22 protein-coding genes are annotated in these 24,233 nt (G+C 61.1%); 10 read left to right on the top strand and 12 right to left on the bottom strand.

The annotated features are described in order from the left end of the window. Genes AC1D06_RS04635 through AC1D06_RS04610 form a run of 6 tightly spaced genes read right to left on the bottom strand, consistent with a single transcriptional unit; the run spans position 1 to position 6,269 of the window. A complete protein-coding gene (locus AC1D06_RS04635; RefSeq protein WP_477985322.1) occupies positions 1-1,020 on the bottom strand; it encodes a branched-chain amino acid ABC transporter permease in 1,020 nt (339 codons plus the stop codon). A gap of 8 nt (positions 1,021-1,028) precedes the next feature. After that, the gene (locus AC1D06_RS04630) at positions 1,029-1,925 is read right to left on the bottom strand and encodes a branched-chain amino acid ABC transporter permease (protein ID WP_477985320.1); all 897 of its coding nucleotides are present in this window, start codon (positions 1,923-1,925) and stop codon (positions 1,029-1,031) included. Next, entirely contained in the window at positions 1,922-2,647 is a 726-nt protein-coding gene (locus tag AC1D06_RS04625) for an ABC transporter ATP-binding protein (RefSeq protein ID WP_477985318.1), read from the bottom strand. Before AC1D06_RS04625 ends, AC1D06_RS04630 begins: the two co-directional genes overlap by 4 nt. Continuing rightward, positions 2,644-3,390 carry an ABC transporter ATP-binding protein gene (locus AC1D06_RS04620; protein WP_477985316.1) on the bottom strand — a complete coding sequence of 249 codons (747 nt, stop codon included), beginning with the start codon at positions 3,388-3,390 and terminating at the stop codon, positions 2,644-2,646. Before AC1D06_RS04620 ends, AC1D06_RS04625 begins: the two co-directional genes overlap by 4 nt. A 28-nt stretch (positions 3,391-3,418) precedes the next feature. Beyond that, a complete protein-coding gene (locus AC1D06_RS04615; RefSeq protein WP_477985314.1) occupies positions 3,419-4,714 on the bottom strand; it encodes an ABC transporter substrate-binding protein in 1,296 nt (431 codons plus the stop codon). A gap of 28 nt (positions 4,715-4,742) precedes the next feature. Then, positions 4,743-6,269, bottom strand: coding sequence for an aldehyde dehydrogenase (locus AC1D06_RS04610; RefSeq protein WP_477985312.1), 1,527 nt, complete (start codon positions 6,267-6,269; stop codon positions 4,743-4,745). 124 nt (positions 6,270-6,393) lie between these two features. Between AC1D06_RS04610 and AC1D06_RS04605 the strand changes: the two genes are divergently transcribed. Then, positions 6,394-7,287: a helix-turn-helix domain-containing protein gene (locus tag AC1D06_RS04605; protein ID WP_477985310.1), complete on the top strand. Its 894-nt coding sequence runs from the start codon at positions 6,394-6,396 to the stop codon at positions 7,285-7,287. Positions 7,288-7,473: 186 nt separating this feature from the next. Here AC1D06_RS04605 and AC1D06_RS04600 read toward each other — a convergent pair whose 3' ends face one another. The 5 genes from AC1D06_RS04600 to AC1D06_RS04580 all read right to left on the bottom strand — a co-directional run bounded on the left by AC1D06_RS04600 (position 7,474) and on the right by AC1D06_RS04580 (position 12,479). Continuing rightward, positions 7,474-7,758 (bottom strand): hypothetical protein, encoded by a 285-nt coding sequence (locus AC1D06_RS04600; RefSeq protein ID WP_477985308.1) that lies wholly within the window; start codon positions 7,756-7,758, stop codon positions 7,474-7,476. Between the two features lie 30 nt (positions 7,759-7,788). After that, a complete protein-coding gene (locus tag AC1D06_RS04595; RefSeq protein WP_477985366.1) occupies positions 7,789-8,052 on the bottom strand; it encodes a PadR family transcriptional regulator in 264 nt (87 codons plus the stop codon). A gap of 747 nt (positions 8,053-8,799) precedes the next feature. Beyond that, entirely contained in the window at positions 8,800-9,822 is a 1,023-nt protein-coding gene (locus AC1D06_RS04590) for an ABC transporter permease (RefSeq protein ID WP_477985306.1), read from the bottom strand. Next, entirely contained in the window at positions 9,806-11,326 is a 1,521-nt protein-coding gene (locus AC1D06_RS04585) for a sugar ABC transporter ATP-binding protein (protein ID WP_477985304.1), read from the bottom strand. The genes AC1D06_RS04590 and AC1D06_RS04585 overlap by 17 nt, the downstream gene beginning before the upstream one ends. Positions 11,327-11,486: 160 nt before the next feature. Beyond that, a complete protein-coding gene (locus AC1D06_RS04580) occupies positions 11,487-12,479 on the bottom strand; it encodes a substrate-binding domain-containing protein (RefSeq protein ID WP_477985302.1) in 993 nt (330 codons plus the stop codon). Positions 12,480-12,819: 340 nt separating this feature from the next. Here AC1D06_RS04580 and AC1D06_RS04575 point away from each other — a divergent pair, with 340 nt between their 5' ends. The 3 genes from AC1D06_RS04575 to AC1D06_RS04565 all read left to right on the top strand — a co-directional run bounded on the left by AC1D06_RS04575 (position 12,820) and on the right by AC1D06_RS04565 (position 14,754). Next, positions 12,820-13,860, top strand: a complete 1,041-nt coding sequence (locus AC1D06_RS04575; RefSeq protein ID WP_477985300.1) for a LacI family DNA-binding transcriptional regulator — start codon at positions 12,820-12,822, stop codon at positions 13,858-13,860. A 374-nt stretch (positions 13,861-14,234) separates the two neighbouring features. Beyond that, the gene (locus AC1D06_RS04570; protein WP_477883444.1) at positions 14,235-14,483 is read left to right on the top strand and encodes a type II toxin-antitoxin system Phd/YefM family antitoxin; all 249 of its coding nucleotides are present in this window, start codon (positions 14,235-14,237) and stop codon (positions 14,481-14,483) included. Beyond that, complete coding sequence (locus tag AC1D06_RS04565; RefSeq protein WP_477985298.1) at positions 14,473-14,754, top strand: type II toxin-antitoxin system RelE family toxin; 282 nt, start codon at positions 14,473-14,475, stop codon at positions 14,752-14,754. Before AC1D06_RS04570 ends, AC1D06_RS04565 begins: the two co-directional genes overlap by 11 nt. 157 nt (positions 14,755-14,911) lie before the next feature. Here the strand turns inward: AC1D06_RS04565 and AC1D06_RS04560 are convergent, their stop codons facing one another. Continuing rightward, complete coding sequence (locus AC1D06_RS04560; RefSeq protein WP_477883966.1) at positions 14,912-15,928, bottom strand: LacI family DNA-binding transcriptional regulator; 1,017 nt, start codon at positions 15,926-15,928, stop codon at positions 14,912-14,914. A gap of 440 nt (positions 15,929-16,368) precedes the next feature. On the opposite strand from AC1D06_RS04560, the gene AC1D06_RS04555 reads away from it, so the two are divergent. The 6 genes from AC1D06_RS04555 (at position 16,369) to AC1D06_RS04530 (ending at position 24,140) form a co-directional block, all read left to right on the top strand. Then, the gene (locus AC1D06_RS04555; protein WP_477883964.1) at positions 16,369-17,730 is read left to right on the top strand and encodes an ABC transporter substrate-binding protein; all 1,362 of its coding nucleotides are present in this window, start codon (positions 16,369-16,371) and stop codon (positions 17,728-17,730) included. Positions 17,731-17,864: 134 nt separating this feature from the next. Further along, positions 17,865-18,875 carry a carbohydrate ABC transporter permease gene (locus tag AC1D06_RS04550; RefSeq protein WP_477883962.1) on the top strand — a complete coding sequence of 337 codons (1,011 nt, stop codon included), beginning with the start codon at positions 17,865-17,867 and terminating at the stop codon, positions 18,873-18,875. Beyond that, positions 18,875-20,017: a carbohydrate ABC transporter permease gene (locus AC1D06_RS04545; RefSeq protein WP_477883960.1), complete on the top strand. Its 1,143-nt coding sequence runs from the start codon at positions 18,875-18,877 to the stop codon at positions 20,015-20,017. Before AC1D06_RS04550 ends, AC1D06_RS04545 begins: the two co-directional genes overlap by 1 nt. Positions 20,018-20,078: 61 nt before the next feature. Continuing rightward, a complete protein-coding gene (gene bglA, locus AC1D06_RS04540; RefSeq protein ID WP_477883958.1) occupies positions 20,079-21,725 on the top strand; it encodes a beta-galactosidase BglA in 1,647 nt (548 codons plus the stop codon). A gap of 17 nt (positions 21,726-21,742) precedes the next feature. Next, positions 21,743-22,750, top strand: coding sequence for an ABC transporter ATP-binding protein (locus tag AC1D06_RS04535; RefSeq protein ID WP_477883956.1), 1,008 nt, complete (start codon positions 21,743-21,745; stop codon positions 22,748-22,750). A 220-nt stretch (positions 22,751-22,970) separates the two neighbouring features. Beyond that, a complete protein-coding gene (locus AC1D06_RS04530; protein ID WP_477985296.1) occupies positions 22,971-24,140 on the top strand; it encodes an aminotransferase in 1,170 nt (389 codons plus the stop codon). The last annotated feature ends 93 nt before the right edge of the window (positions 24,141-24,233 follow it).

Genomic DNA, 24,233 nt, shown 5'->3' with positions numbered 1-24,233 from the left:
TCATTCTCCCTTTCGTGTGATGGTTTCGGGCAGCCGGAGCCGGTAGCCCACGGGCATCAGCGAGATGCCGAAGCGGTTTTCGACCGCGCCCCAAAGACCGCGCGGGAAAAGCAGCGAGAAGATCAGCGCCACCAGGCCGAGCCCGATCAGGTACCAGACGCCCAGGCCGCCGAACCAGGTCTCGATCAGGAAGAAGATCACCGCACCGAGAATGGCGCCTTCGAACGTGCCGATGCCTCCGACCAGGACCATGAAGATCATGTAGGCCGTCCATTGCACCGAGAAATAATTCTTTGGCTGGAAGGTGACGGAACTCGCAAGCCAGAGTGCCCCGGCAATGCCAATGCCGGCGGCGGCGAGCACGAAGAGCAGCCGCTTGGTCGCCGTGACCTTGACGCCGAGCGCCCCCGCCGCATCCTCGTTGTCGCGGATCGCCTGGATGGCGGCGCCGGTCTTGCTGCGCAGAAGGGCGAAGAGGCCGATCAGGAAGGCGGCCATGGCGACAAGCGCGCACCAGTAGATGAGGTCGCGCCGTTCGCCGCTGGCATAGGCGTTGAGCGAGATCAGCGAGGTGCCGGTTTCGCCCTGGATCAGCCTGTCGAGATTGACCAGGAGATGCACGAGAGCCGAGACCACCCACATGCCGATGGCGAATTCGCCGCCCTTGAGCCTGAGCATGAGGAAGGACAGCGGCCACGACACGGCGGCGACGGCGATGGCGGCAATCAGCATCGATATGAAGGGGTCGATGCCCTGATAGGCGAGCCGGACGGTGAAATAGGCGCCGAGGCCGAAGAACAATTGCTGGCCGACCGAAACCAGGCCGCCGAAGCCGGCCAGCGCATTCCACATCGCTGCCATGATGACGTAGATGAAGAGCGCGGTCATGCGGTCGACCATGCCGGCGCTGAGGAAGGCGGGACCGAGGGCGAGCACGGCGAGGAGGGCGATCGACAGCCATGCCGCGATGCGCGACGAACTGGTCCAGCGCTCGACCGAGCCTGCGGTCGGAAGGGTCATGTCGACGCTCATGCGGCACCTCTACGATTGGCGAGCCTGGCGGGCAGCAAAGCGAGATCGGGCAGGAAGAGCCGCGCCAGCAATATGATGAGGAAAGCGGCATGGCCGGCGATCAGGAAGCCGAGCGGATGCAGCGTGGCGCCCAGCGTCTGCGCGATGCCGAGGATAATGCCGCCGATCAGCGTACCCCAGAGCGAGCCTGCGCCGCCGATCACCGCCGCCTCGAAGGCGAACAGCAGTTGCGTGGCGCCAGCATAGGGCTCGAAGGTGGCGCGCATGGCAAGGAACATGCCAGCGATCGTCACCGTCACCAGCGTGATCGCCGCGGCGGCGGCATTGACTCTGATAGCATCGATGCCCATCAGGCCGGCCGTATCCGGATCCTCCGCCGTGGCGCGGATGGCGCGGCCGAGGCGGGTATAGTTGAGCATCAGCTGCAGGCCGGCGAGCAAGAGCACGGCGACGATGAAGATCAATACCGGAAGCTTGCCGACATACATGCCGCCGGGCAGTTGCCAGCTATCCCAGGAGAGGTCGCCAATGGAATTGGCCAGCGACTTGGTATTGGCGCCGAACTGTTCGAACAGCGAGTTGTCGATCACCATGGACAGGCCGAAGGTGGAGAGGATCGGCAGCAGTTGCCCGCCGCGGGCGCTGCGGTCGAGGATCAGCCGTTGGATCAGCCAGCCGACCACCGCCATGACGATCACGGCAATGATGAAACAGGCCCAGATCGGCAGATGGGCGCGGTCGCTGAGCACAAACATCAGATAGGCGGCGCAAATGGCGAGACTGCCATGGGCGAGGTTGATGATGCGCATCACCGAAAACATGAAGGAAAGGCCACAGGCCAGCAGCGCATAATAGCCGCCGAGCAGGATGCCCTGGACGAGTTGGTTCATCATGCCACGGCTCCTTTGCGGGCGCGATGCAGGCCGAAATAGGCCTCGGTGACCTGGTCGCGGGTGAGCGATCTGGCATCTCCCTCCAGCGCGATGCGGCCTTCGAGCATGCAGATGACGCGGCTCGCAACAGCCATGGCGCGCGCCAGGTCCTGCTCGACAAGGATGATGGTCGTGCCGGATTTGATCAGGCCGTCGAGCGATTCATAGACGCGGTCGACGATCAGTGGCGACAGGCCGAGCGAGACTTCATCGAGCAGCAGCACATCCGGATTGCTCATCAGCGCCCGGCCGATGGCGGTGGCCTGCTGTTCGCCGCCCGAGAGATGGCCGGTCTTGTGGTTGATGCGCTTCTTCAGGTTGGGGAAGATGTCGAGGATCTTGTCGATCGACCAGTCGCCCTTGCGGCCGGCCATCGAGCCAAGCTTGAGATTTTCCGCCACCGTCATCGAGGCGAACATGCGCCGGCCTTCGGGCACGAGCGCAATGCCTTTTGCCACGCGCTTGTGCGAGGGGAGCGCGGTCACATCTTCATCCCCAAGGCGGATCGCGCCGGAAGCGACGGCATGGGCGCCGGCAAGCGTGCGCAAAAGCGTGGTCTTGCCTGCGCCATTGGCGCCGACCAGGGCGAGCGTCTCGCCCTTCTGGACCGAGAAGGAGATGCCCCTGACGGCTTCGAGCAGGCCGTGGCGGGCGGTGAGATTGTCGAGAGCGAGAATGGTCATTTCGGCCCTCCGCCGAGATAGGCCTTGACCACGTGCGGGTCGGACATCACGGCCTGCGGTTCGCCATCGGCGATGATTTTTCCGGCATCCATGCAGATCAGCCGGTCGACGACCTGCAAGAGCACATGCACGATATGCTCGATCCAGACGATGCCGAGACCGCGGCGCTTCAGTTCCTGGATGGTCAGGACGAGTTCCTGCGCCTCGGAATCGGTCAGCCCGCCGCCGATCTCGTCGAGCAGGATGACCTGCGGGCCGGTGGCCAGCGCGCGGGCCAGTTCCAGCCGCTTGCGGTCGAGCAGCCCGAGCGTCTCGGCGCGGCGGTTGGCGACTTTGAGCATGCCGCACATGTCGAGCGCGCCGATCACGCGCTCATAAGCTTCGTCGCGGCCCTTCACCGAATGCGAGGCGGCGACATAGACATTTTCGAATGTCGTCATGCCGAGAAACGGTTTCGGCACCTGATGGGTGCGGACCAGGCCGGCGCGGCAGCGATCGGCGGCGGAGTGCCGCGTCACGTCCCGGCCGGCAAAGCTGACAGCGCCCGCGCTCGGCGGGAAGGCGCCGGCCAGGGTGGCGAGCAGCGTGGTCTTGCCGGCGCCGTTCGGCCCGACAATCCCCACCGCTTCGCTGAGGCCCATGGAGAAGTCGACATCCTCGAGCACGGCGAGCGCACCGAAACGTTTGTGGATGCCGATCCCCGAGAACCGGCCGGGGCCGGTCCTGCTTTCCGTATCGTTCAACATACTGTTCCCGAATGATCAGCCTTGATCAGGCGTTGTAAGGCAGAAGCTTGGCAGCCACCGGCACGTTCGGATCGGTGACATGCTCGGTGACGACATAGTCGAGCGGGAATTTCGCACCGTCGGCGGCCTTGACCCATTGCGTGCCGATGATCGGGCCGGGGGCGACATTCGGCACCGGGCCGGAGGTGAAATCCACCTTGCCGGCGATGGTGACCGTGTTGAGCCCGGCGATCGCCTTGGCGACGGTCTCCTTGGTCTTCGGATCGCCCGACTTCTTGAGCGCGTCGAAGCCGGCATCGAACAGTGCCAGGGTGGCGCCGAGCTGCTGCGTCCACTGCTTGCCGGACGTGGTCTCGTAGCCGTCGGCGAGCTCGGTGCCGCTGACGCCTGTTAGCGTCGACTTATAGGGGAAGGCCTTGTGCCAATAGCAGGCGCTCGCCATGTTGACGCCGAGCTGGCCGAGCGATTCCACATCCGAGGGGAAGAGGCCGGTCTTGGCCACCTGCAGGATCTTGATCTGCTTGTGCAGGCCCTGCTGGGCAGCCTGGCGCCAGAAGGCGGCGAAATCCGGCGGGATCGGGAAGGTGTTGATGATCTCGACGCCTTCGTCCTTGAACTTGCTGATCTGGCTGGAAAAATCGGTGGTGCCGGTTTCATAGGCGCCGGGATCGACGATGGTGAAGCCGTCCTTCTGCAAGAGCGGCGCGAGATGGGCGCGGATGGCATTGCCGTCGGCGTCGTTCGGATACATGACGCCGACCTTCTTGTTGGTCGGGATGAGGCTCCACTGCGACACATAGGCCTTGTGGAACTCCTCGACACCGAAGCCGAAATGATAGGTCCATTTGAACGGTGACGGTGCGCCGGGCTTGGCGCCGCGGCCGAAATACCAGGCTTCCCAGGGCATAACGGTGGAGAGGCAGGGGACACCAGCGGCCTCGCAGGCATCGGCGACCGGATTGATGGTTTCCGGCGTCGAGATCACCAGCATCATGTCGATGGCCTGGTTGTTGATCAGGTCCTTGGCGAGCTGGCCGGCGCGCGACGGATCCGACTGGGTGTCCTGGTCGATGATCTCGACGCTGAATGTCTTGCCGCCGACCGCGAAGCCTTTTTCCAGCGCCTTGCGGGCGAGATCAAGCACATAGCCGTCCGTCTCGCCAAAGCCGCCGAGCGGGCCGGTGCGCGGGCTGATGAAGCCGATCTTGAGGCTGTCGGCAGCAAAGGCCGGGCGGGTGCCGAGCGCGAGGGCTACACCTGTCGCGGCTGTGGCCGCCATCAGTTCGCGGCGTGTCAGGCCGCTCTTCTTTTCATTCGTCATGTTTTCCTCCCATGTTGAATTACCTGCATTAAATCGGATAGTCGCCGGGCTGCGCGGAGAGCGTGATCCAGCGCAGTTCGGTGAATTCATCGAGTGCGGCCATGCCGCCGAATTTGCCGTAGCCGGAAGCCTTGACGCCGCCGAAGGGCATTTGCGGCTCGTCGGCGACGGTGGCGGAATTGATGTGGCAGATACCGGATTCGATGCGGCGAGCGACGGCCATGGCGCGGACGATGTCGCGGCCGAAGACGGCGCCGGAAAGGCCATATTCGCAATCATTGGCAATCGTGATCGCCTCTTCGGCATCGGCGACGCGGATGATCACGGCGACCGGGCCAAAACTTTCCTCGCGGTAGAGGCGCATCGGCCGCGTGACGTTATCGAGCACGGTGGCATCCATGAAGGCGTCATGGCTGTCGCCGCCGGCTAGCAGTGTCGCACCCTTGGCGATGGCATCATCGATCAGCATGCGGACGCGGCGGGCGGAATCTGCGGTCACCAGCGAGCCGAGCGGCATATGGCCGAGCACCGGATCGCCGGCCTTGAGTGTCCGGACTTTTTCGCGGAAGCGGGCGACGAAGGCATCGGCGACGCTGTCGAGCACGATGATCCGCTCCGTCGACATGCAGATCTGGCCCTGGTTGAAGAAAGCGCCGAAAGCGGCGGCCTTCACCGCCTCGTCGAGGTCCGCATCGTCAAGAACGATGAAGGCCGCCTTGCCGCCCAGCTCCAGCAGGCAGCGCTTGAGATGTTTGGCCGCCACCTGGGCGATGACCCGGCCGACGCGGGTCGAACCGGTGAAATTGATCCGCCGCACGACGGGATGGGCGACGAGCGCCTCAACGATCGCAGAGGCATCGGCCGGGGCATTGGAGACAAGATTGATAACGCCCGCGGGGATGCCGGCCTCGACCAGCGCGTCGACGATGGCGCGGTGTGTGGCCGGGCAGAGTTCGGACGCCTTGAAGATCACCGTATTGCCGCAGGCGAGCGCCATGGCGATGGAGCGGACGCCAAGGATGATCGGCGCGTTCCAGGGCGCGATCGCCAGGCAGACGCCCGCCGGCTGGCGGATGGCGAAGGCGGTGACGCCCGGCCGGTCGGTGGGGATGACCGCGCCGCTGACATGCGTGGTCATGGCCGCGGCATCTCGGAAAATCTCGCTGCCGAGTTTGACGTTGAAGGCGCACCAGGCGCGGGTCGCGCCGGTTTCAGACATCATGATCTCGACGATGCGGTCTTCATTCCGGGAGAGGATATTGGCGGTGCGTTCAAGAACGGCGCGGCGGAAGGCGGGCGTGCTGTCGGCCCAGGCCGGGAAGGCGGCAGCGGCCGCATCGGCAGCGGCAAGCGCATCGTCGAGGCTGGCAGCGCTGGCAGTGGTGGTAAGTTCGCCGGTGATGGGATTGTGGCGCTCGAAGCTCGCGCCATGGGCGGCATCGCGATCCGTCCCGCCAATGAGAAGCCGGACGCTACGGACGGCGGCAGCCGGCGCTTCGAAACGCGAAACCGTCTTATCCCCTAGGAAATCCACCCGCGCCTCGACTGACATCATCGCCTCCTCCCAAAGGCCTGACATGAGAGTAGCGCAGGTATCGGGAATATGAATGTGATTTTCCGGTTTAAACTTGTGAAATTCCGGGTAGATTGAAGCTGATTTTCCACGGCGGACATTGAAGATGCACAATGACACGGCGATCCATCACGATGCGCGCGGCGAAACGTTCGAGCCGGCGATCTCGCAGCGGGTGATCCGCATCGGGCGGGCACCGCAGCGCTGGTTTCACCACGCCGTCTTCCTCGCTGCCGGTGCGATGACGATCGCGCGGGGCGACAGCCCAACCGTGGTCCACGGGCCGGCGCTCGTGCTTTTCCCGCCGTCGGAAGGCGAGAGCCTGGCGATTGCCGCAGGCGCGCATGGGCACCTGATCGGCGTGTCGCCGGAGATCATCGGCGAGGCGATCGGCGACCACGCGGAGTCACCGTCGCTCAGATTGTTTTCCAGCGGCTTCTCGATCACCGACCGGTTGGAGAGCGGACAGCGCACGGAGATCGCGCCGCTGTTCCAGGGCTTTATTTCCGAACTGCACCAGGAGGGGCGCGCCTCACGTATGGTGGCCGGCGCCTATGCGCGGCTGATCCTCATGGCGGCGTGGCGGCTCTCCGGGGCTGGCGAACGTGCTGCGACGTCGGCGACCGGCACCGGCTCGATCCTTCAGCGCTTCCGGCAATCGGTGGAGGCGAATTTCCGCCAGCACTGGTCAATCACCGATTATGCTCTCGAACTCGGCATCAGCCCCGACCGGTTGCACGCCATCTGCCAACGCACACTGAAGCGACCGCCGATCGAACTGGTGCATGACCGGCTGGTGCAGGAGGCGAAGCTGCGGCTGGAACGGGCGGCGCGCAGCGTGCAGGAAATTTCGGACAGTCTTGGCTTTCGCGACCCGGCGAATTTCAGCCATTTCTTCAAGCGCAAGACAGGTGTTTCGCCGGCGAAATACCGCGCGCTGGCGGTGGGTGCGGCCGGGACGGCGGTGCCGCTGTCGTCAGGGTATTACGAGTGGCCGTGAGGGAGGACTCGGCTCCTTCGTGGAAGGCCGGGAGATACCAAGACAACTATACATGCGCCGACCGCCGTAGGCGACGAACGCTGTCGTGACTGCAAGTCTATCTTTGAGACCGACTCAGCAAAAAAGCCACTAGCTAATTGCTAGTGGCTTTTTGAAGGAGGAGGAGGGGATCAGACCGCGCCGCTGTCACAAGATCGATATCACCGCCAATATAACACTCAAGATCGTTAGAATATACATTCCAATTTCGATCGTCGGCTTGTAAGCCCAATGCAGGCTTTCCCATGCGACGCGGTATGCCCACGAGCGTGCCTCTGACACATCAGTCGTGGCAACCCTCTCAGCAAATTCGTCTTCAAAGGCAGCGAGCCCTTCTTCACGAACTTTCGTTCGCAGTGAATGTTTGACCATCCACCTAGCCAGCCCCGGAAGGCGGGCATCTTTTTGTTTTGGCACTTCTTCTGGAGTCATGATGACTTCCTTCTGTTGTGCCTGCGACTCTCATCGCCGATCCCGCTCCGCAAAGAACCGCATGATGGCTTCGGCAGAGTCTGTAAGAGTGTACACTCTTGCAGGCATACCGCGGACACGGGGCCCACCATCGGTTTTCGTTTGCGATGTTAGAAAGCCAGCATCTTCCAACTGCGACAGGTTCTGATACACTCTCGGGGTTGGAGCTTGCCTTCCGTTATCGTCCAGAAGTTTCGCGATCTTTGCGCCATATGCATCGTCCCGCAGGCGGTTGACCGCCGCTAGGAGAAGCATTCCGAACGCACCGCCGGGAACCTTCTCAGGTAACATCACTATTCCAGGAAGTGATTTGCTCCGCAGACCCTGCGGTCGGCGGAGAAAGGGTCAGCATCGTGCATTTAGTAGCTCCTGTTTTTGGTTGATGGTTTCGACCGCTAATCGTCACGATCTTCATGTTGCCTGCGGTCGAAAACCAGAAGTCAATCGTGACGATGAAAGGAATATAGTACAAAATAGATAGGGTGTCAAGTTTACCGTATAAAATAGATAGGATATTTCGAAGGGGCTGATGCGTGCCGTCGCCACGGCATGGAGCCGGGGTTGCTCGAAATTTTTGGAGAGTGATGAAGAAAAAGATCGCTGGCGATGTCGGACAAAGACTGGAGCGCGATATGCGCCGCTGGACCTGAACGTTGTAAGTCTGCGGACGGTGCGCGGCGAGTCCGTGAGTCGACAGTATCTTCGTTTGCGAAGACTGCTACGCCAAAAAAGTCATCCGGCCGCCTATGTGGAAACGGGTGTCATCGGACGGACCCTTTATAAGAACATTGATGCTGAACCCTTCACCCCACCGGCGACGCTATCGACTCCTTGCGCACCAGTTCCGCCGGCCAGACTTCGCTCTGGTTCGACGCATCCCGTCTCAGTTAATGCGCGTCGCGGTCTCGGCGCGCGCTCCAGCGGCTTCCTACCCTTACCTTCTTGCTTACAGTGAGCAGAAGCAGGCAGCAATCGGCCGCCCATTCCGCCTACTCACCCGCGTCAGCGCGTTTCCAATATCCGCAACAGCCTGCCTCGATACGTGTCGACAATGACCGCGAGGACAATAACCGCGCCGATGACGATCGGTTTGACATTGTCGTCGGCGCCGAGCAGCTGCAGGCCGGTGGACAGAACCTGCAGGATGCAGGCGCCGACCAGGGTGCCGATGATCGAACCTTTGCCGCCGGACAGGCTCGTGCCGCCGATGATGACCGCGGCGATCGCATTCAGCTCGTAGCCAATGCCCGCGACAGGGCTGCCGACATTGAGACGTAGCAGGTAGACCATGGCGGCGATGCCGGCGGTCAGGCCGGAGATGGTGAAAACCGCGATCTTGTATTTTCTGGGATTATGTCCGGAGAGCCGCACGGCCTCCTCATTCGTGCCGATGGCAAAGACGAAGCGTCCGAACACCGTGTAGCGCAGCACGAACCAGCCGACGAGGACGACGACGATGGCGATCAGGAAGATCGACGGGAACACGCCCCAGAAGATCAGATTGCCGAAATCGACGAAGGGCTGCGGCAGGCCGGTGATGGTCGAATTATCGCTGACCACGCGCGCCAGGCCGCTTGCGACATTGAGCATGCCGAGGGTGACGATGAACGAGGGCAGCTTCCACTTCTCGCAGACCCAGCCATTGATGGCCCCGAGAACAGCGCCGGTGCCCATCGAGGCAAGCGTGGCCAGCACGATGGCCTGCCAGGGAGAGAACCGCGGATCGATCATGATCGTCGCGCCGACAACCGTGCAGAGCGCCAGCAGCGAACCGACGGAAAGATCGATGCCGCCCGTGAGGATGACGAAGGTCATTCCCGAAGCCAGGACCGTGTTGATGGCGATCTGGACGAAGATCTTGAGGAAATTTTCCGGCGTGGCGAAATAGGGTGCTGTCGCCGAGAAAAACAACAGGATCAGGACAAAGGCGATCGCCACGCCCGCTTCGCGCATCGAAATCCTGAGGATGGTGTTCCAGAGATGGTTCTCTTTCGCCCCGATTGAATTTTCAGCGTTCTCTGACACGGCTGTACTCCTTGTAGGCGAGCGAGAGAATCCGGCTCTCTTCAAACTGTTGGCGCGGCACTTCCCCGGCTATCTTGCCATCCGACAGGACGATGACGCGATGGCAAATGCCCATGAGTTCCGGCAGGTCGGATGACACCATCAGAATTCCCTTGCCGTCGGCGGCGAGCTTCCACAGAAGCTCATAGATCTCGGCCTTGGCGCCGACATCGATGCCGCGGGTCGGCTCATCGAAAATCAGCACATTCGGGCCGCGGAACAGCCATTTGGCGATCACGACTTTCTGCTGGTTGCCGCCGGAAAAGGTTCTGACGGCCTGGTGGATCGACGGGGTCTTTACCCGCAATTCCCGCACGAGGCGTTCGGAATGCTGCTGCTCGGCTTTGCGCGCGATCAAGCCGTTGCGGGAGATCTTTTTCAGATCGGCAATGGTCATGTTGTGCGCGCAGCTCAGATCCAGGAGCAGGCCCTGCGTCTTGCGATCCTCTGTGGCGAGGCAAAGGCCGGCGGCCACGGCATCCTTGGCCGAGTTGATCGTCACCGGCTGACCGTTGACGCGAATTTCACCGGCATGTTTGACATCGGCGCCGAAGATCGCCCGGACCACTTCGGTTCGCCCGCTGCCGACCAGGCCGGCTATGCCGACGATTTCGCCATGGCCGACCGAGAAGGAAAGCTGCGGGCTGTTGCGCGTCACTTGCAGGCCAGAGACGCCAAGCGCTTCGCCATGCACCGGGCTGTCGTCCCGGAAAACTCCGTGGTTTGAAATCGTCCGCCCAACCATCAGCTCGACGATCTCGGGAACGGTCAGGCCTGCCAGCGGGCGGGTGGTGACGCGCTGGCCGTCACGCAACACGGTTACGTCGTCGCCGACTTCAAAGACTTCTTCGAGCCGATGGGAGATGTAGAGGGTCGTCACCCCGCGGTTTCTCAGCCGTTTGAGGATCGCAAACAGCCGGTCGACCTCGTGCGACGTCAAGGTCGCGGTCGGCTCGTCCAGGACGAGGAATTTGCTCTCGTAGCAGAGCGCCTTTGCAATTTCGAGGAGCTGGAGCTGCGCGACGCTCAGGCGGCTGGCCGGGGTCGTGGGCGCTATGTCCAGGCCGACCTCGGACAGGAGTTCTTCGGCCCGCCGGTTCATTTTCGTGTAATCGACCAGGCCGAAGCGGCGCGGCAGATGTTCGAACAGCAGGTTTTCCGCGACCGTCAGATTGGACAGTGGATGCAGTTCCTGATGGACGATGCGGATTCCTGCCTTGAAGGCTGCATGCGGCGAGGCGGGGCTGTAAGGCTTGCCGTCGAACCAGAGCTGGCCTTCGTCGGGCTTGAAGACGCCGCCCAGGAGATTGATCAGGGTCGATTTTCCGGCGCCGTTCTCGCCCAGCAGGACGTGTCCCTTGCCGCGGCGAAAATCGATGGAGACGTTGTTAAGCGCCACAACGCCCGGAAAACGCTTTCCGATCCCCTCCAGCTTCAAAATGTGGTCATCCGGCAGGTCCGACAAATCAGCCTCACGCGTCTTCCAATGGGGGAAATGTTAACTCGCTGCCGATGGCAACACCGGCAGGACGCCGATCATAATTCGATCGACGACAAGATGCCATCAAGGTCCAACACGCCGGCCAAAAGGCCGGCGTGTCGCCCTGTCAAAGCTCGCTGTTGCTTTACTGCAAGTCCTTGGCGGTGATGAGCTTGATATCGGTCTTCACCCAGCCGGTGAATTTTTCGCCGGCGAGTTCCCGCAGGCCGTAGTCGATGCCGATCACGGCCATCTTAGCACCGTATTGTTCGACGGTGGCATACATTTTGCCGCCCTTGATCAGCGGCTGCACCGGGGGAATGTTGTCGAAACCGATGACCTTGATCTTGCCGCTCTGGCCGCTTGCGTCAAGCGCCTTGACGACGCCCAGCGCCATGGAATCGTTGGCCGCCATCACGCCTTGAATATCCTGGTACTTGGTCAGGAAATTGGTCATGAGGGTGTTGGCTTCCTCGGTTTCCCAATGCGCGGTCTTGCTGTCGAGAAGCTGGAGCTTGCCGGCCTTGATGGCGTCCTCGAAGCCTTCCTTGCGCTCCTTGGCATTGTCGGCTTCCGGATTGCCTTCAAGGATCACGACTTTGGCGCCCGGTCCCAGATCCTTCGCAAGCGCATCGCCGGCAAGCCGTGCGCCCTCGCGGTTATCAGGGCCGAAGAAGGCGAGGTCGATTCCCGCTGCCTTTTTCGCATCGGCATCGAGCGGCACGTCGATGTTGATGACCTTGACGCCGGCCTTCACGGCCTTGGCGAGCGGCGTTGCCATTGCCTTGGAGTCGGCGGGCGCGACGACGATGACGTCATATTTCTGCGTGACGAAATTTTCGACGGCATCGACCTGTGAGGCAAAATCGCGTTCATCCTTCATGCCGACAGCCTTGAAGTCGAACTTGTCGGTGTTCTTTGCCGCATAGTCATCGGCACCGGCCTTCATCTGCTTGAAGAACTCGTTCGACAAGGATTTCATGATCAGGCCGACCTTCGGCTTGCTTCCTGCGAAAACGGGGGAAGCGAACGAAGTTGCTGCCAGGATCAGGCCGACCGAACCGGCTATGCCCATTTTCAATGCGCGGCGGCGGCCAGCATTGACGGAATCGGATTTAGACTGCGTGGAATTCGCCATTTTATCCTCCCAAGAACGGTTCCCAGCCGAGTCCTCCCCAGCTATTCGTTGATGAACCGTTTCCAACGCGCTTTGGGTAACAATGCGGGATACCCTTGTCAAGACGGCAAATTTACATGAAAATCGACCTTGACGCGCGATTTACATGACGCTCACGCACCTTTCCGTGAATCGTTTCCATTGCTTCATTGAGCGACAGGCGATATGAATTCGTTTGCGATCCCGCGCTGCAGATCGTAACGGTTCCTGCGTTCGGAGCGGTGCTGCGCTTCGAAAGTCGCAAGCCGCGCCGGGCCTGGCTCGCCATTGCAGCCGAATAGGAATGGAACTCGCTTCGTCCATGCGGAAAGTTGGAATCAGGGAAGTCGCGGAGCGTGCTGGGGTTGCGACCGGGACTGTTTCGAGGGTCTTGAATGGTCACCCCTCGGTTACCGAAGAGGTCCGGGCGCGCGTAAAGCAGGTGATAGAAACACTCGGCTACATGCCGGACCCGCTGGCCCGGAGCATGCGCAGCAAGGTTAGTCGCCTGATTGGCATTGTCATACCCGATCTGACTAACCCGTTTTTCTCCGAACTGGTGCAATCCGCAGAGCAGGCGGCCACGGATCACGGCCATAACGTGATCTTCATGACCTCCTTCGACGACGTCGCCAAGGAAGCCGATCGGCTGGCGCAGCTTGCCGGCCGAAAGGTGGACGGGATCATCCTCGTCCCCAGCAATGGTTTTCACGCGGTCAAACCGCCGAAAGGCCTGCCGATCGTGGTGGTCGATCGCCTCATGTCGGCCTATCCCGGGGTGGCATCGGATCATCGTCATGGGGCGAGACTGGGCGTCGAACATCTGTTGACGCTCGGGCATCGCCGTATCGGCTTCATATCCGGACCGTCAGGGTCCACGCCGGCCAATGACCGCCTCTCCGGCTATCTCGATGCCATCGAGCAGTTTTCCGGCGCCCACCACTTGCCCCTGTCGCCGATGGTTGCGGAAGCGACTTTCGATTATGAGAGTGGGCGCATAGCAGGCAATTATCTCCTGGCCCGCGCGCGGGATGAACGGCCGACCGCGATATTCACAAGCTCGGACCAGCAGGCCATCGGCTGCATGCGGGCCGCCCACGATCTCGGAATTCCGGTGCCCGCCGCTCTTTCCATCATGGGCTTCGACGGAATCCCGCTATCGAAAATGACGACGCCACGTCTGACGACGGTCAGGCAACCGATTCCGGACATCGCCGCCACTGCAGTCGAAATTCTTCTCGGCACGAGAACGCTGCCGGACAATGGCGAGCCGATTCTCTTTCCGTGCAAGCTTTCGGAGGGCGACTCGACGGCTCCGCCCCAGCCTGATCTGAATGCAACACGATCAGCAAGGGGTCGATGACCCCAGCAATCTTTACCAAGCTACTCGGCACTTGCCCACTCGGCTCAAGTAAGGGTGGTGGGGGACTGCTCGCCGTGTGAAATGATGCCCTGAAAATGTGTGATCTTGCCGGTTATCCGGAAGCGCAATTCGGCTCTCGGAGCAAAAACAACGGCTTGCCCTCGCGTTCGTAGAAACCACAGAAACCGCTACCATAATCGACGCGGGCTGAGCGGCTCCATGAGGCTGTAGACCGTGTCATCGGCAACGATCAAAAGGGAGGGGCCGAACCCAGCCACGGACAATGTCCTTTCCCAGCCGCTCCTTTGCATCGAGCGATGCTTGAACAGACCTGTGACGAGTGCTATTTAAAGTGCTAAGCCATGGAGACCATTATGCCACATACGATCCTCGCAGAAGTCACGGCCAGTGTTTCTGAATTGAAACGCAATCCGATGGGCACTGTCGCAGCTGGCGAAGGCTTTCCGGTCGCCATTCTCAATCGCAACGAGCCGGCTTTCTATTGTGTGCCGGCCAAGGCGTTTGAAGCGTTGATGGATCGCCTCGAGGATATCGAGCTGAATGCGATCGCCGATGCCCGCAAGGGCCAGAAGGAGATCGAGGTCAGCGTCGATGAGCTTTAAGCTCAAGTTCCTGGTGGAAGCAGAGAAAGAATGGCGCAAACTCGACCCGAATACTCGCTCTCAGTTTAAGAAGAAGCTTGTTGAACGACTGACGACACCGCGCATCCCCGCGGCGAAGCTGCATGGCAGCAAGGATCGTTACAAGATCAAGCTGCGCAGCAGCGGCTATCGGCTCGTCTACGAGGTTCGCGACACTGAGGTGGTCGTGCTTGTCATCGCCGTCGGCAAACGGGAGCGTTCGGAAGTCTATAAAGCGGCCGACACCAGATGACAGCGCACAGGTCCGCTGGCAATTGTGCACCAACAATCTACGCTGCATTCGTCGCCTGCTTCCTAAAATGCGAAGGCAGAGTCCTTTCCAAAGCCGACCGTAGATTTCCGTCCAAATTAAAGTGAAAGCGCGTCCAATTTAAATTGGAATGCCTTTCTCATCCCATCGGCGGCGCCGTCGACTCTCTCAATACCAGTTCCACCGGCCAGACCTCGCTGTGGTTCGACACATCCCGTCCCGCCAGCATCTGCAACAGGATGTCGCCGATCCTGATCCCCGCTTCCCGGATCGATGAGCGGGTGGTCGAAACGGTCGGCACCATGTTGTCGGCGTTGATGTAGTTGAAGACGTCGTCATGGGCGATGAGCGAGACGTCGCGGCCGAGCTGTAGCCCGGCGGAGCGGACGGCGCGCATGACGCCGAGTGCGGTCATCATCGAGCCGGCAAGCACGGCAGTGGGAGGATCGGGCAGGCTCAGAAAATCCTGCATCGAGCGGTAGCCGACATCGTCGATGAAGGCGCCGTTGGTGATCAGTTCGTCGCGGAAGGCAATGCCGTGTTCCTTCAGCGCCTTGCGATAGCCCTGTTCGCGGTGCTCGGCAAAGACGTCGCCGCGTTCGCCGTTGATGACGCCGATGCGGCGGTGGCCGATGTCGAGCAGATAGCCGGTGGCGCGGTAGATGGCGCCGAGATTGTCGATGTCGAGCCAGGGGAAATTGCCATCCTCGCTGCCGCGGCCATGCAGCACGAACGGCATGTTGAGCTTGTTGAGGAAGGCCATGCGTTCGTCGTCGATCTTCGGCGTATGCAGGATGACGGCATCGACGCGCTTGGAGGCGGCGAGCCGCTGGTAGGCGGAGAGTTCGCCCTCCTTGTCCTCGACGACGGTGATCAGGATATCGACCTGGCGCGTTTCGAGCCGGCTGCCGAGGCCGGCCATGAATTCTGTCGTGTTTGGGTCAAAGCCATGGCTCTCGCGCAGCACGATGCCCACCGCGCCGGCCCGGCCGGTCGCCAAACCCGCCGCCGAGCGATTGGGGTGATAGCCGAGTTCCTGCGCGAGTTTCAAAATCCGCTGGCGCGTCTCGGACTTGACCTCCGGATAGCCGGATATTGCCCGGCTCACGGTCGTCTGGCTCATGCCGATCGATTTTGCGAATTCTTTCAGGTTCATAGGCGGATCAATCCTCCTCCGGCAGTTGTCGCAACGACCTGATGCCGATCTCCCGCTCGGCCCTGGCTGCCTTCTCCCAATAGCAGGAGTATAGAATAAGTCCGACTTTTTTGAAAGCGCCATCAATTGTTTTTTTAAGCACGTCGAATGACGATTGCGGTGCACGTTCACGGCTGTAATCTCGAAAAAATCGTTAATGATGCTAATCGATTGAAAAGGTAAGATATTCGGGTTGTTCGGTGCTCAATAGGCAAATTCTCCGCGAATTTTCGCGCTTCCACTCTTGACTTTTTACACGCAAAGACGTTCTATTTATTTAAAGCGCTTTCAAATCGGGGAGACGGATTAATTGAAAGCCCAATCCGAAAGCTGCTTTTGAAAGGCCGTCCGTCCCGCGCGGGTGGTCATAACGCATTCCATATCCAAGGGAGGATTATCGGATGAAGAAAACTCTATTGCTGAGCGTTGCCGCATTCGCGCTGATGGCCGGCGCGTCGCACGCCGCCGACCTCAAGTTCAAGCCGGGCGAGGGCAAGCAGTTCAACTGGGCCAGCTATGACGCGTTCAAGAAGGCGCATGGCGACCTCAAGGGCCAGACGCTGACCATTTTCGGACCCTGGCGCGGCGAAGACGAGACGCTCGCGAAGTCGATGCTCGCCTATTTCGAAGACGCCACCGGCGTCACCGTGAACTATTCTTCTTCTGAAAACTACGAGCAGCAGATCGTCATCGACACGCAGGCCGGCAGCCCGCCGAATATCGCCATCCTGCCGCAACCGGGCCTGCTGGCCGACCTTGCCGCCAAGGGCTTTCTCACCGATCTCGGCGACGACACCGCCAAATGGATGAAGGACAATTATGCCGCCGGCCAGTCCTGGGTCGATCTCGGCACTTATCCCGGCAAGGATGGCAAGTCGCATTTCTACGGCTTCTCCTACAAGTCCGACGTGAAGTCGCTGGTCTGGTATTCGCCGGAAAATTTCGACGACGCCGGCTATGAAGTGCCGAAGACCATGGAAGAGCTCAAGGCTCTGACCGAAAAGATCGCCTCGCAGGGCAAGAAGCCCTGGTGCATCGGCCTCGGCTCGGGCGGCGCCACCGGCTGGCCGGCCACCGACTGGATCGAAGACCTGATGCTGCGCACGCAGAAGCCCGACGTCTACGACGGGTGGGTCACCAACAAGGTCAAGTTTACCGACCCGGCCGTGATCGCCGCGATCAACGAATTCGGCTGGTTCGCCAAGAACGACAAGTTCGTCGATGGCGGGGTGGCCGCCGTGGCCGCCACCGACTTCCGCGACAGCCCGAAGGGTCTCTTTACCTCGCCGCCGAAGTGCTACCTGCACCATCAGGCCTCGTTCATCCCGTCCTTCTTCCCGGAAGGCACGAAGATGGGCCAAGATGCCGACTTCTTCTACATGCCGCCCTATGCCTCGAAGTCTGATCTCGGCCGTCCGGTGCTCGGCGCCGGTACGCTGGTGACGATCACCAAGGATTCGCCGGCTGCCAAGGCTTTCATCGCCTGGCTGGAAACGCCGATCGCGCATGAAGTCTGGATGGCGCAGAAGAGCTTCCTGACGCCGTTCAAGGGCGTCAACCCGGATGCCTATGCCGATGCGCAGTCCAAGAAGATGGGCGAGATTCTGACCACCGCCACCACCTTCCGCTTCGACGGTTCGGACCAGATGCCCGGCAAGATTGGCGCCGGCGCCTTCTGGACCGGCATGGTCGACTATGTCGGCGGCAAGTCGGCCGACGATGTCGCAGCCTCGATCCAGAAGGCCTGGGACGCGCTGAAGTAATCGGGATGGCGGGGGCCGGCTTCCGGTCCCCGCCACCTTTGGAATGAGTGTACCTTGCCGGCGCCATCTCAACCGACGAGGCGGAACAAACCATAATAATGACGCTCATCGTTTTACCGGGGAGGGGATAAACCATGGAGCAGCTACTCTATGCGGTCGTCACTATGGCGATCGGCGTGCTCGGTTGCGCCGGATATTTCTACGGCAGCAACATCATTCTCGACGCGATCCTGCCAGCCAAGGGCGGCGATACGGCCAAGGCGGCGCGCAACATGCGCACGGCCTCGATGATCCGGCCGTGGCTGTTTCTCGGCCCGGCGCTGATCGCGCTGACGCTCTATCTCGTCTATCCGGTGTTCGATTCCATCCGGCTGTCCTTCATGGACAAGAGCGGACAGCACTTCGTCGGCTTCTTCAATTACAATTGGATGCTGCACGATGACCAGTTCCGTGAGTCGATCCTCAACAATTTCCTCTGGCTGCTGGTCGTGCCGGCCGCCGCCACCTTCTTCGGCCTGGTGATCGCGGTTCTGACCGACCGTATCTGGTGGGGTAATATCGCCAAATCGCTGGTCTTCATGCCGATGGCGATTTCCTTCGTCGGCGCCGCCGTCATCTGGAAATTCGTCTATGATTTCCGTGATGTCGGCGCGGCGCAGATTGGCATCCTCAACGCCATCGTCGTCTGGTTCGGTGGCCAGCCGGAAGCCTGGCTGACCATTCCTTTCTGGAACAATTTCTTCCTGATGGTCATCCTGATCTGGATCCAGAGCGGCTTTGCCATGGTCATCCTGTCGGCGGCGCTGCGCGGCATTCCCGAAGAGACGATCGAGGCGGCGATCATCGACGGCGCCAACGGCATGCAGATCTTCTTCAAGATCATGGTGCCGCAGATCTGGGGGACGATCGCGGTCGTCTGGACCACGATCACCATCCTGGTGCTGAAGGTGTTCGACATCGTGCTCGCCATGACCAACGGTCAATGGAACAGCCAGGTGCTCGCCAACCTGATGTTCGACTGGATGTTCCGCGGCGGCGGCGACTTTGGTCGAGGGGCTGCGATCGCCATCGTCATCATGATCCTGGTCATTCCGATCATGATCTGGAACATCCGCAACGCGCGCAAGGAAATGGAGGGACGCTGATGTATGCGACGAAAAAATCACCGCTGGTCTGGGTCGTCCACCTTTCCGTGCTGCTGATCGTGGTCATCTGGACATTGCCGACCGCAGGCCTGCTGATCTCCTCGTTCCGCGACAAGAACCAGATCGCCGCGTCGGGCTGGTGGACGGCACTGACCACCTCGACCCAGAACGTCGTCTTCCGTGCCCCGACCGCCGAGGCACAGGTCGAGAAGGACGGCAAGTTCGTCATATCAGGCAATGTGCTCTCGGGCGGCGGCCAGGTCGGCGACTGGGGCATAACCAGCACCGAACCGGCCAAGTTCAAGCCTGGCCAGTCGACGCCATTGCGTGACGGTTCGACGCTGACGCTGCAGCAGGACGGTAATTTCTCGATCGTCTCCGACAAGAAGATGGAGGAGACGCGCGGCCAGCGCATCTTCTACACGGCCAAAATCCCGCCGCGCTTCACTTTCGACAACTATAAGCAAGTGCTGACGTCGGAAGGCATCGGCGCCTCCTTCATCAACTCGCTGACGGTGGCAGTCCCCTCGACGGTCATTCCGATCCTGGTGGCGGCGTTTGCCGCCTATGCCTTGGCCTGGATGAAATTCCCCGGCCGGGCACTGCTGATCGCGGTCGTTGTCGGCTTGCTGGTCGTGCCGCTGCAGATGTCGCTGATCCCGCTATTGAGGATCTACAACGGCGTCAGCGGCTATTTCGGCGTGCCCTCCAAGACCTATCTCGGCATATGGCTGGCACATACCGGCTTCGGCCTGCCGCTCGCCATCTACCTGCTCAGGAACTACATGGCCGGCTTGCCGAAGGAGATCATGGAATCCGCCCGCGTCGATGGCGCCTCGGATTTCGAGATCTTCATCAAGATCATCCTGCCGCTGTCCTTCCCGGCACTGGCTTCGTTCGCGATCTTCCAGTTCCTCTGGACGTGGAACGACCTGCTGGTCGCCATGGTCTTCCTCGGCACCGGCGATGAATCGCTGGTTCTGACCGGACGTCTCGTCAACCTGCTCGGTTCGCGCGGCGGCAATTGGGAAATCCTGACGGCCTCGGCCTTCATCACCATCATCGTACCGCTGTCGGTGTTCTTCACGCTGCAGCGCTTCCTGGTGCGCGGCCTCTTGGCCGGTTCGGTCAAGGGCGGCTGATGAGATTGCAATCGGGATGCCGGGCTCCGGCATCCCACCCCCTGTTCAAGAAGAGAATGAAATGGCGACTGACGTTCAAAACCCTGTTGACAAGGACTGGTGGCGCGGAGCGGTGATCTATCAGATCTACCCGCGTTCCTTCCAGGATTCGAACGATGACGGGATCGGCGACCTCGAAGGCATCACCGCGCGGCTGGAGCATGTCGCCTCGCTCGGCGCCGACGCCATCTGGATTTCGCCTTTCTTCACCTCGCCGATGAAGGATTTCGGCTACGACGTCTCCAACTACTGCGACATCGATCCGATCTTCGGCAAGATCGAGGATTTCGATTCATTGATAACCGAGGCGCATCGCCTCGATATCAAGGTGATCATCGATCTCGTGCTGTCGCACACGTCGGACCAGCATCCCTGGTTCGCCGAAAGCCGCTCGTCGCGCGACAATGCCAAGGCCGACTGGTATGTCTGGGCCGACCCGAAGGCGGACGGCACGCCGCCCAACAACTGGATGTCGATCTTCGGTGGCTCATCCTGGCAGTGGGATTCGCGCCGGCTGCAATATTACCTGCACAATTTCCTCACCTCGCAGCCGGACCTCAACTTCCATTGCCCGGCGGTGCAGGACGCGCTGCTCGGCGTCACCCGCTTCTGGCTCGAAAAGGGCGTCGACGGCTTCCGCCTCGACACGATCAATTTCTATGTCCACGACAAGGATCTGCGCGACAACCCGCCGCTCGAGATCAGCCGCCGCAATGCGAGCATTGCTCCGTCAGTCAATCCTTACAATCACCAGGAACATCTCTACGACAAAAACCGGCCGGAGAACCTCGAATTCCTGAAACGCTTCCGCAAGGTGCTGGATGAATTCCCGGCAATCACCTCTGTCGGCGAAGTGGGCGATGCGCAGCGCGGCCTGGAGATCGTCGGCGAATATACGTCCGGCGGCGACAAGGTGCAGATGTGCTATGCCTTCGAATTTCTCGCCGCCGATCCGCTGACGCCGGCGCGGGTGCGCAATGTGCTGGAGCGGTTCGAGCGCTATGCGCCTGATGGATGGGCCTGCTGGGCTTTTTCCAACCATGACGTCATGCGCCATATCACCCGCTGGAGCCTCGGCGTCGAGAACCGCGATGCGCATGGCAAGCTGCTGATCGGCCTGCTCTTGAGCCTGCGCGGCTCGGTCTGCATGTACCAGGGGGAGGAACTGGGTCTCGAAGAGGCGGAACTCGCTTATGAGGACTTGCGCGACCCCTATGGCATCCAGTTCTGGCCGGATTTCAAGGGCCGCGATGGCTGCCGCACGCCGATGGTCTGGACCAACGCGACGTCGATCGGCGGCTTTTCCAACGTCAAGCCGTGGCTGCCGGTGCCGGCGGCGCATCTCGAACGTGCCGTCAGCGTCGAGAATGCCGATCCGAACTCGCTGCTCAATCACTACCGCGCCTTCATCGCCTTCCGCAAACGCCATCCGGCCTTTGCCAAGGGAGACATCACATTTCACACTGCCGATGACCATGTGCTGGCCTTCAGCCGTACCTTCGGCAACGAAATCGTGCTGGCCGTGCTCAACATGACAGAGAGCGAGGCGCACGCGAACTTGCCCGATGGTGCCTGGGAGGCGCTCGAAGGGCACGGGTTCACAGCAGAAAGACAAGATAACAGCGTCAAGCTGCCGGCCTGGGGCGCCTATTTCGCCCGGCGGGCATAATAACGGAGGAGGGAAGCATGCCAGGGGTTGTTCTGAAGAATATCCATAAGTCCTACGGTGCGATCAACGTCATCCACGGGGTCGATCTCAATGTCCAGAAGGGCGAATTCGTCGTCTTTGTCGGCCCCTCCGGTTGCGGCAAGTCCACGCTTCTGCGGATGATTGCCGGTCTCGAGGAAATCACCTCGGGCGACATGTTCATCGACGACGTCAAGGTCAACGATGTGCCGCCTTCCAAGCGCGGCATCGCCATGGTGTTCCAGTCCTATGCGCTCTATCCGCATATGACCGTTTACGACAACATGGCCTTCGGCATGCGCATCGCCAAAGCCTCGAAGGAGGAGATTGACAAGCGGGTGCGCGGGGCGGCGGAGATCCTGCAGCTGACCAAATATCTGGAACGCCTGCCCAAGGCGCTCTCCGGCGGCCAGCGCCAGCGCGTCGCCATCGGCCGCGCCATCGTGCGCAACCCAAAAGTCTTCCTGTTCGACGAGCCGCTGTCGAACCTCGACGCGGCATTGCGCGTCGCCACCCGTATCGAGATCGCCAAGCTGCACGATTCCATGCCGGGCGCGATCATGATCTACGTCACCCACGATCAGGTGGAAGCGATGACGCTTGCCGACCGCATCGTGGTGCTCTCGGCCGGCAAGATCGAGCAGGTCGGCTCGCCGCTGGAACTCTACGAGCATCCGCAGTCGTTGTTCGTCGCGGGCTTCATCGGCTCGCCGAAGATGAATCTGATGACCGGCAAGAATTCGGCGCCGTTCAATTGCACCACGGTCGGCATCCGGCCGGAACATCTCGACATCGTCGGCACCAGCGGCGGCCAGTGGACCGGCAAGGTGATCCACACGGAAAAGCTCGGCGCCGATAGCTTCCTTTATCTCGACATCGGCTCCGACGAGCCGATGACGGTGCGTGAAAACGGCACGACCAAATACCATACCGGCGATACGGTGTCAGTGAAGGCCGCCGACGGCAAGCTGCACCGCTTCGGCGCCGACGGAAAGCCGGTGGCCTGACCGGCAAGCCTTCTGGCCTGAGGGCGACTTAAAAATCCATGCTCCTCCCGGTCGCCCGGGCCGCCCTCCCCGAACAGGGGAGGGATTTTTATTGGTACCGATCTAAATCGGGGAACCATCTTGGCGGCTTGCGCTTGACGGCATCTTTTCCATCCGTCAAAGCCGTTCCAACCGGCCAATCATCCATATGATGCTTTCCGGCCCATTCCGGAGGTCGATCATGCCCGCATTCAATCCGCTCATCGCCAAGCTTTCGCCGCCGCCGGTGCCGTCGGTGCTGGCCTGGGCGCAGGCCTATGGCGGGTCGCGCGGCGGATTGATCAATCTGAGCCAGGCAGTGCCCGGCTATGCGCCGCATCCCGACATGCTGGCATGGCTGGCGGAGACCGCCGGTTCGCGGGATTTCACCGGTTATGGCGATATCGAGGGCGAGGAGGTGCTGCGGCGGGCTTATGCGGTGCATGTGGCGGAGCTTTATCGGGCACCGGTGACGGCGGCGAATATCCATATCACCTCTGGCGCCAACCAGGCCTTCATGTGCCTGGCGATGGCAGTGGCGGGGGCAGGTGATACGGTGGCGGTCACCAATCCCTTCTATTTCAACCAGGAAACCACGCTGGCCATGCTGGGGATCAAGGTGACGACGGTTGCCTGCGATCCCCAAAATTCCTTCCTGCCGGATATGGAGGCCATGAAGGCGGCGCTGAAACCCGGCGTCAAGGCGCTGGTGCTGGTGACGCCGAACAATCCGACCGGCGCCGTCTATCCGTCCGATCTGCTGTCGGAGATTTTTGCACTCTGCCGGCAGAACGGTACATGGCTGATCGTCGACGAGACCTATCGCGATTTTCTCGACGAGAGCCAGAACCCGCCGCATGCGCTTCTCTCCATTCCCGGCTGGGAAGACGGGCTGGCGCTGACCTATAGTTTCTCGAAATCCTATTGCATTCCCGGCCATAGGCTGGGCGCGATCACGGCCGGAGCGGCCGTGATCGACCAGGTGGCGAAGGTGATGGACAATCTGCAGATCTGCGCGCCGCGATCGGCGCAGGCCGCGGCCGCCAAGGCTATTCCGGCGCTGGCCGATTGGCGGCGGGCCAACCGGCAGGAAATTGTCGGCCGGGCCGCCGCACTACGTCAGGTGATGGCCAAGCTGCCGATCTGGAAGGTCGAGGCCTTGGGCGCTTATTTCGCCTATGTGCGGCATCCCTTCACCGGCGTGCCGTCGGAAGTCGTGGCGGAAAAACTGGCGCGCGAGGCCGGTGTCGTCTGCCTGCCGGGTGTCTATTTCGGCGATGGGCAGCAGGACTATCTCCGGTTTGCTTTCGCGAATGCCGACGCGCCGACCATCCTGCAACTCGAGGATCGGCTGAAGCGCTTCGCGATCTAGGCTGATCCTAGGACTCCATGAAGGACGATGGCGGCGCGACCGCGTGGCCGACCGGCTGTGAATTTAAATGCCGGTTGAAACGTGATGTCATCC

The organism is Rhizobium sp. P2_G2 (assembly GCF_056403555.1).
The sequence above is the reverse complement of the archived record's forward strand: the minus strand, read 5'-3'. Positions and strand labels throughout refer to the sequence as shown.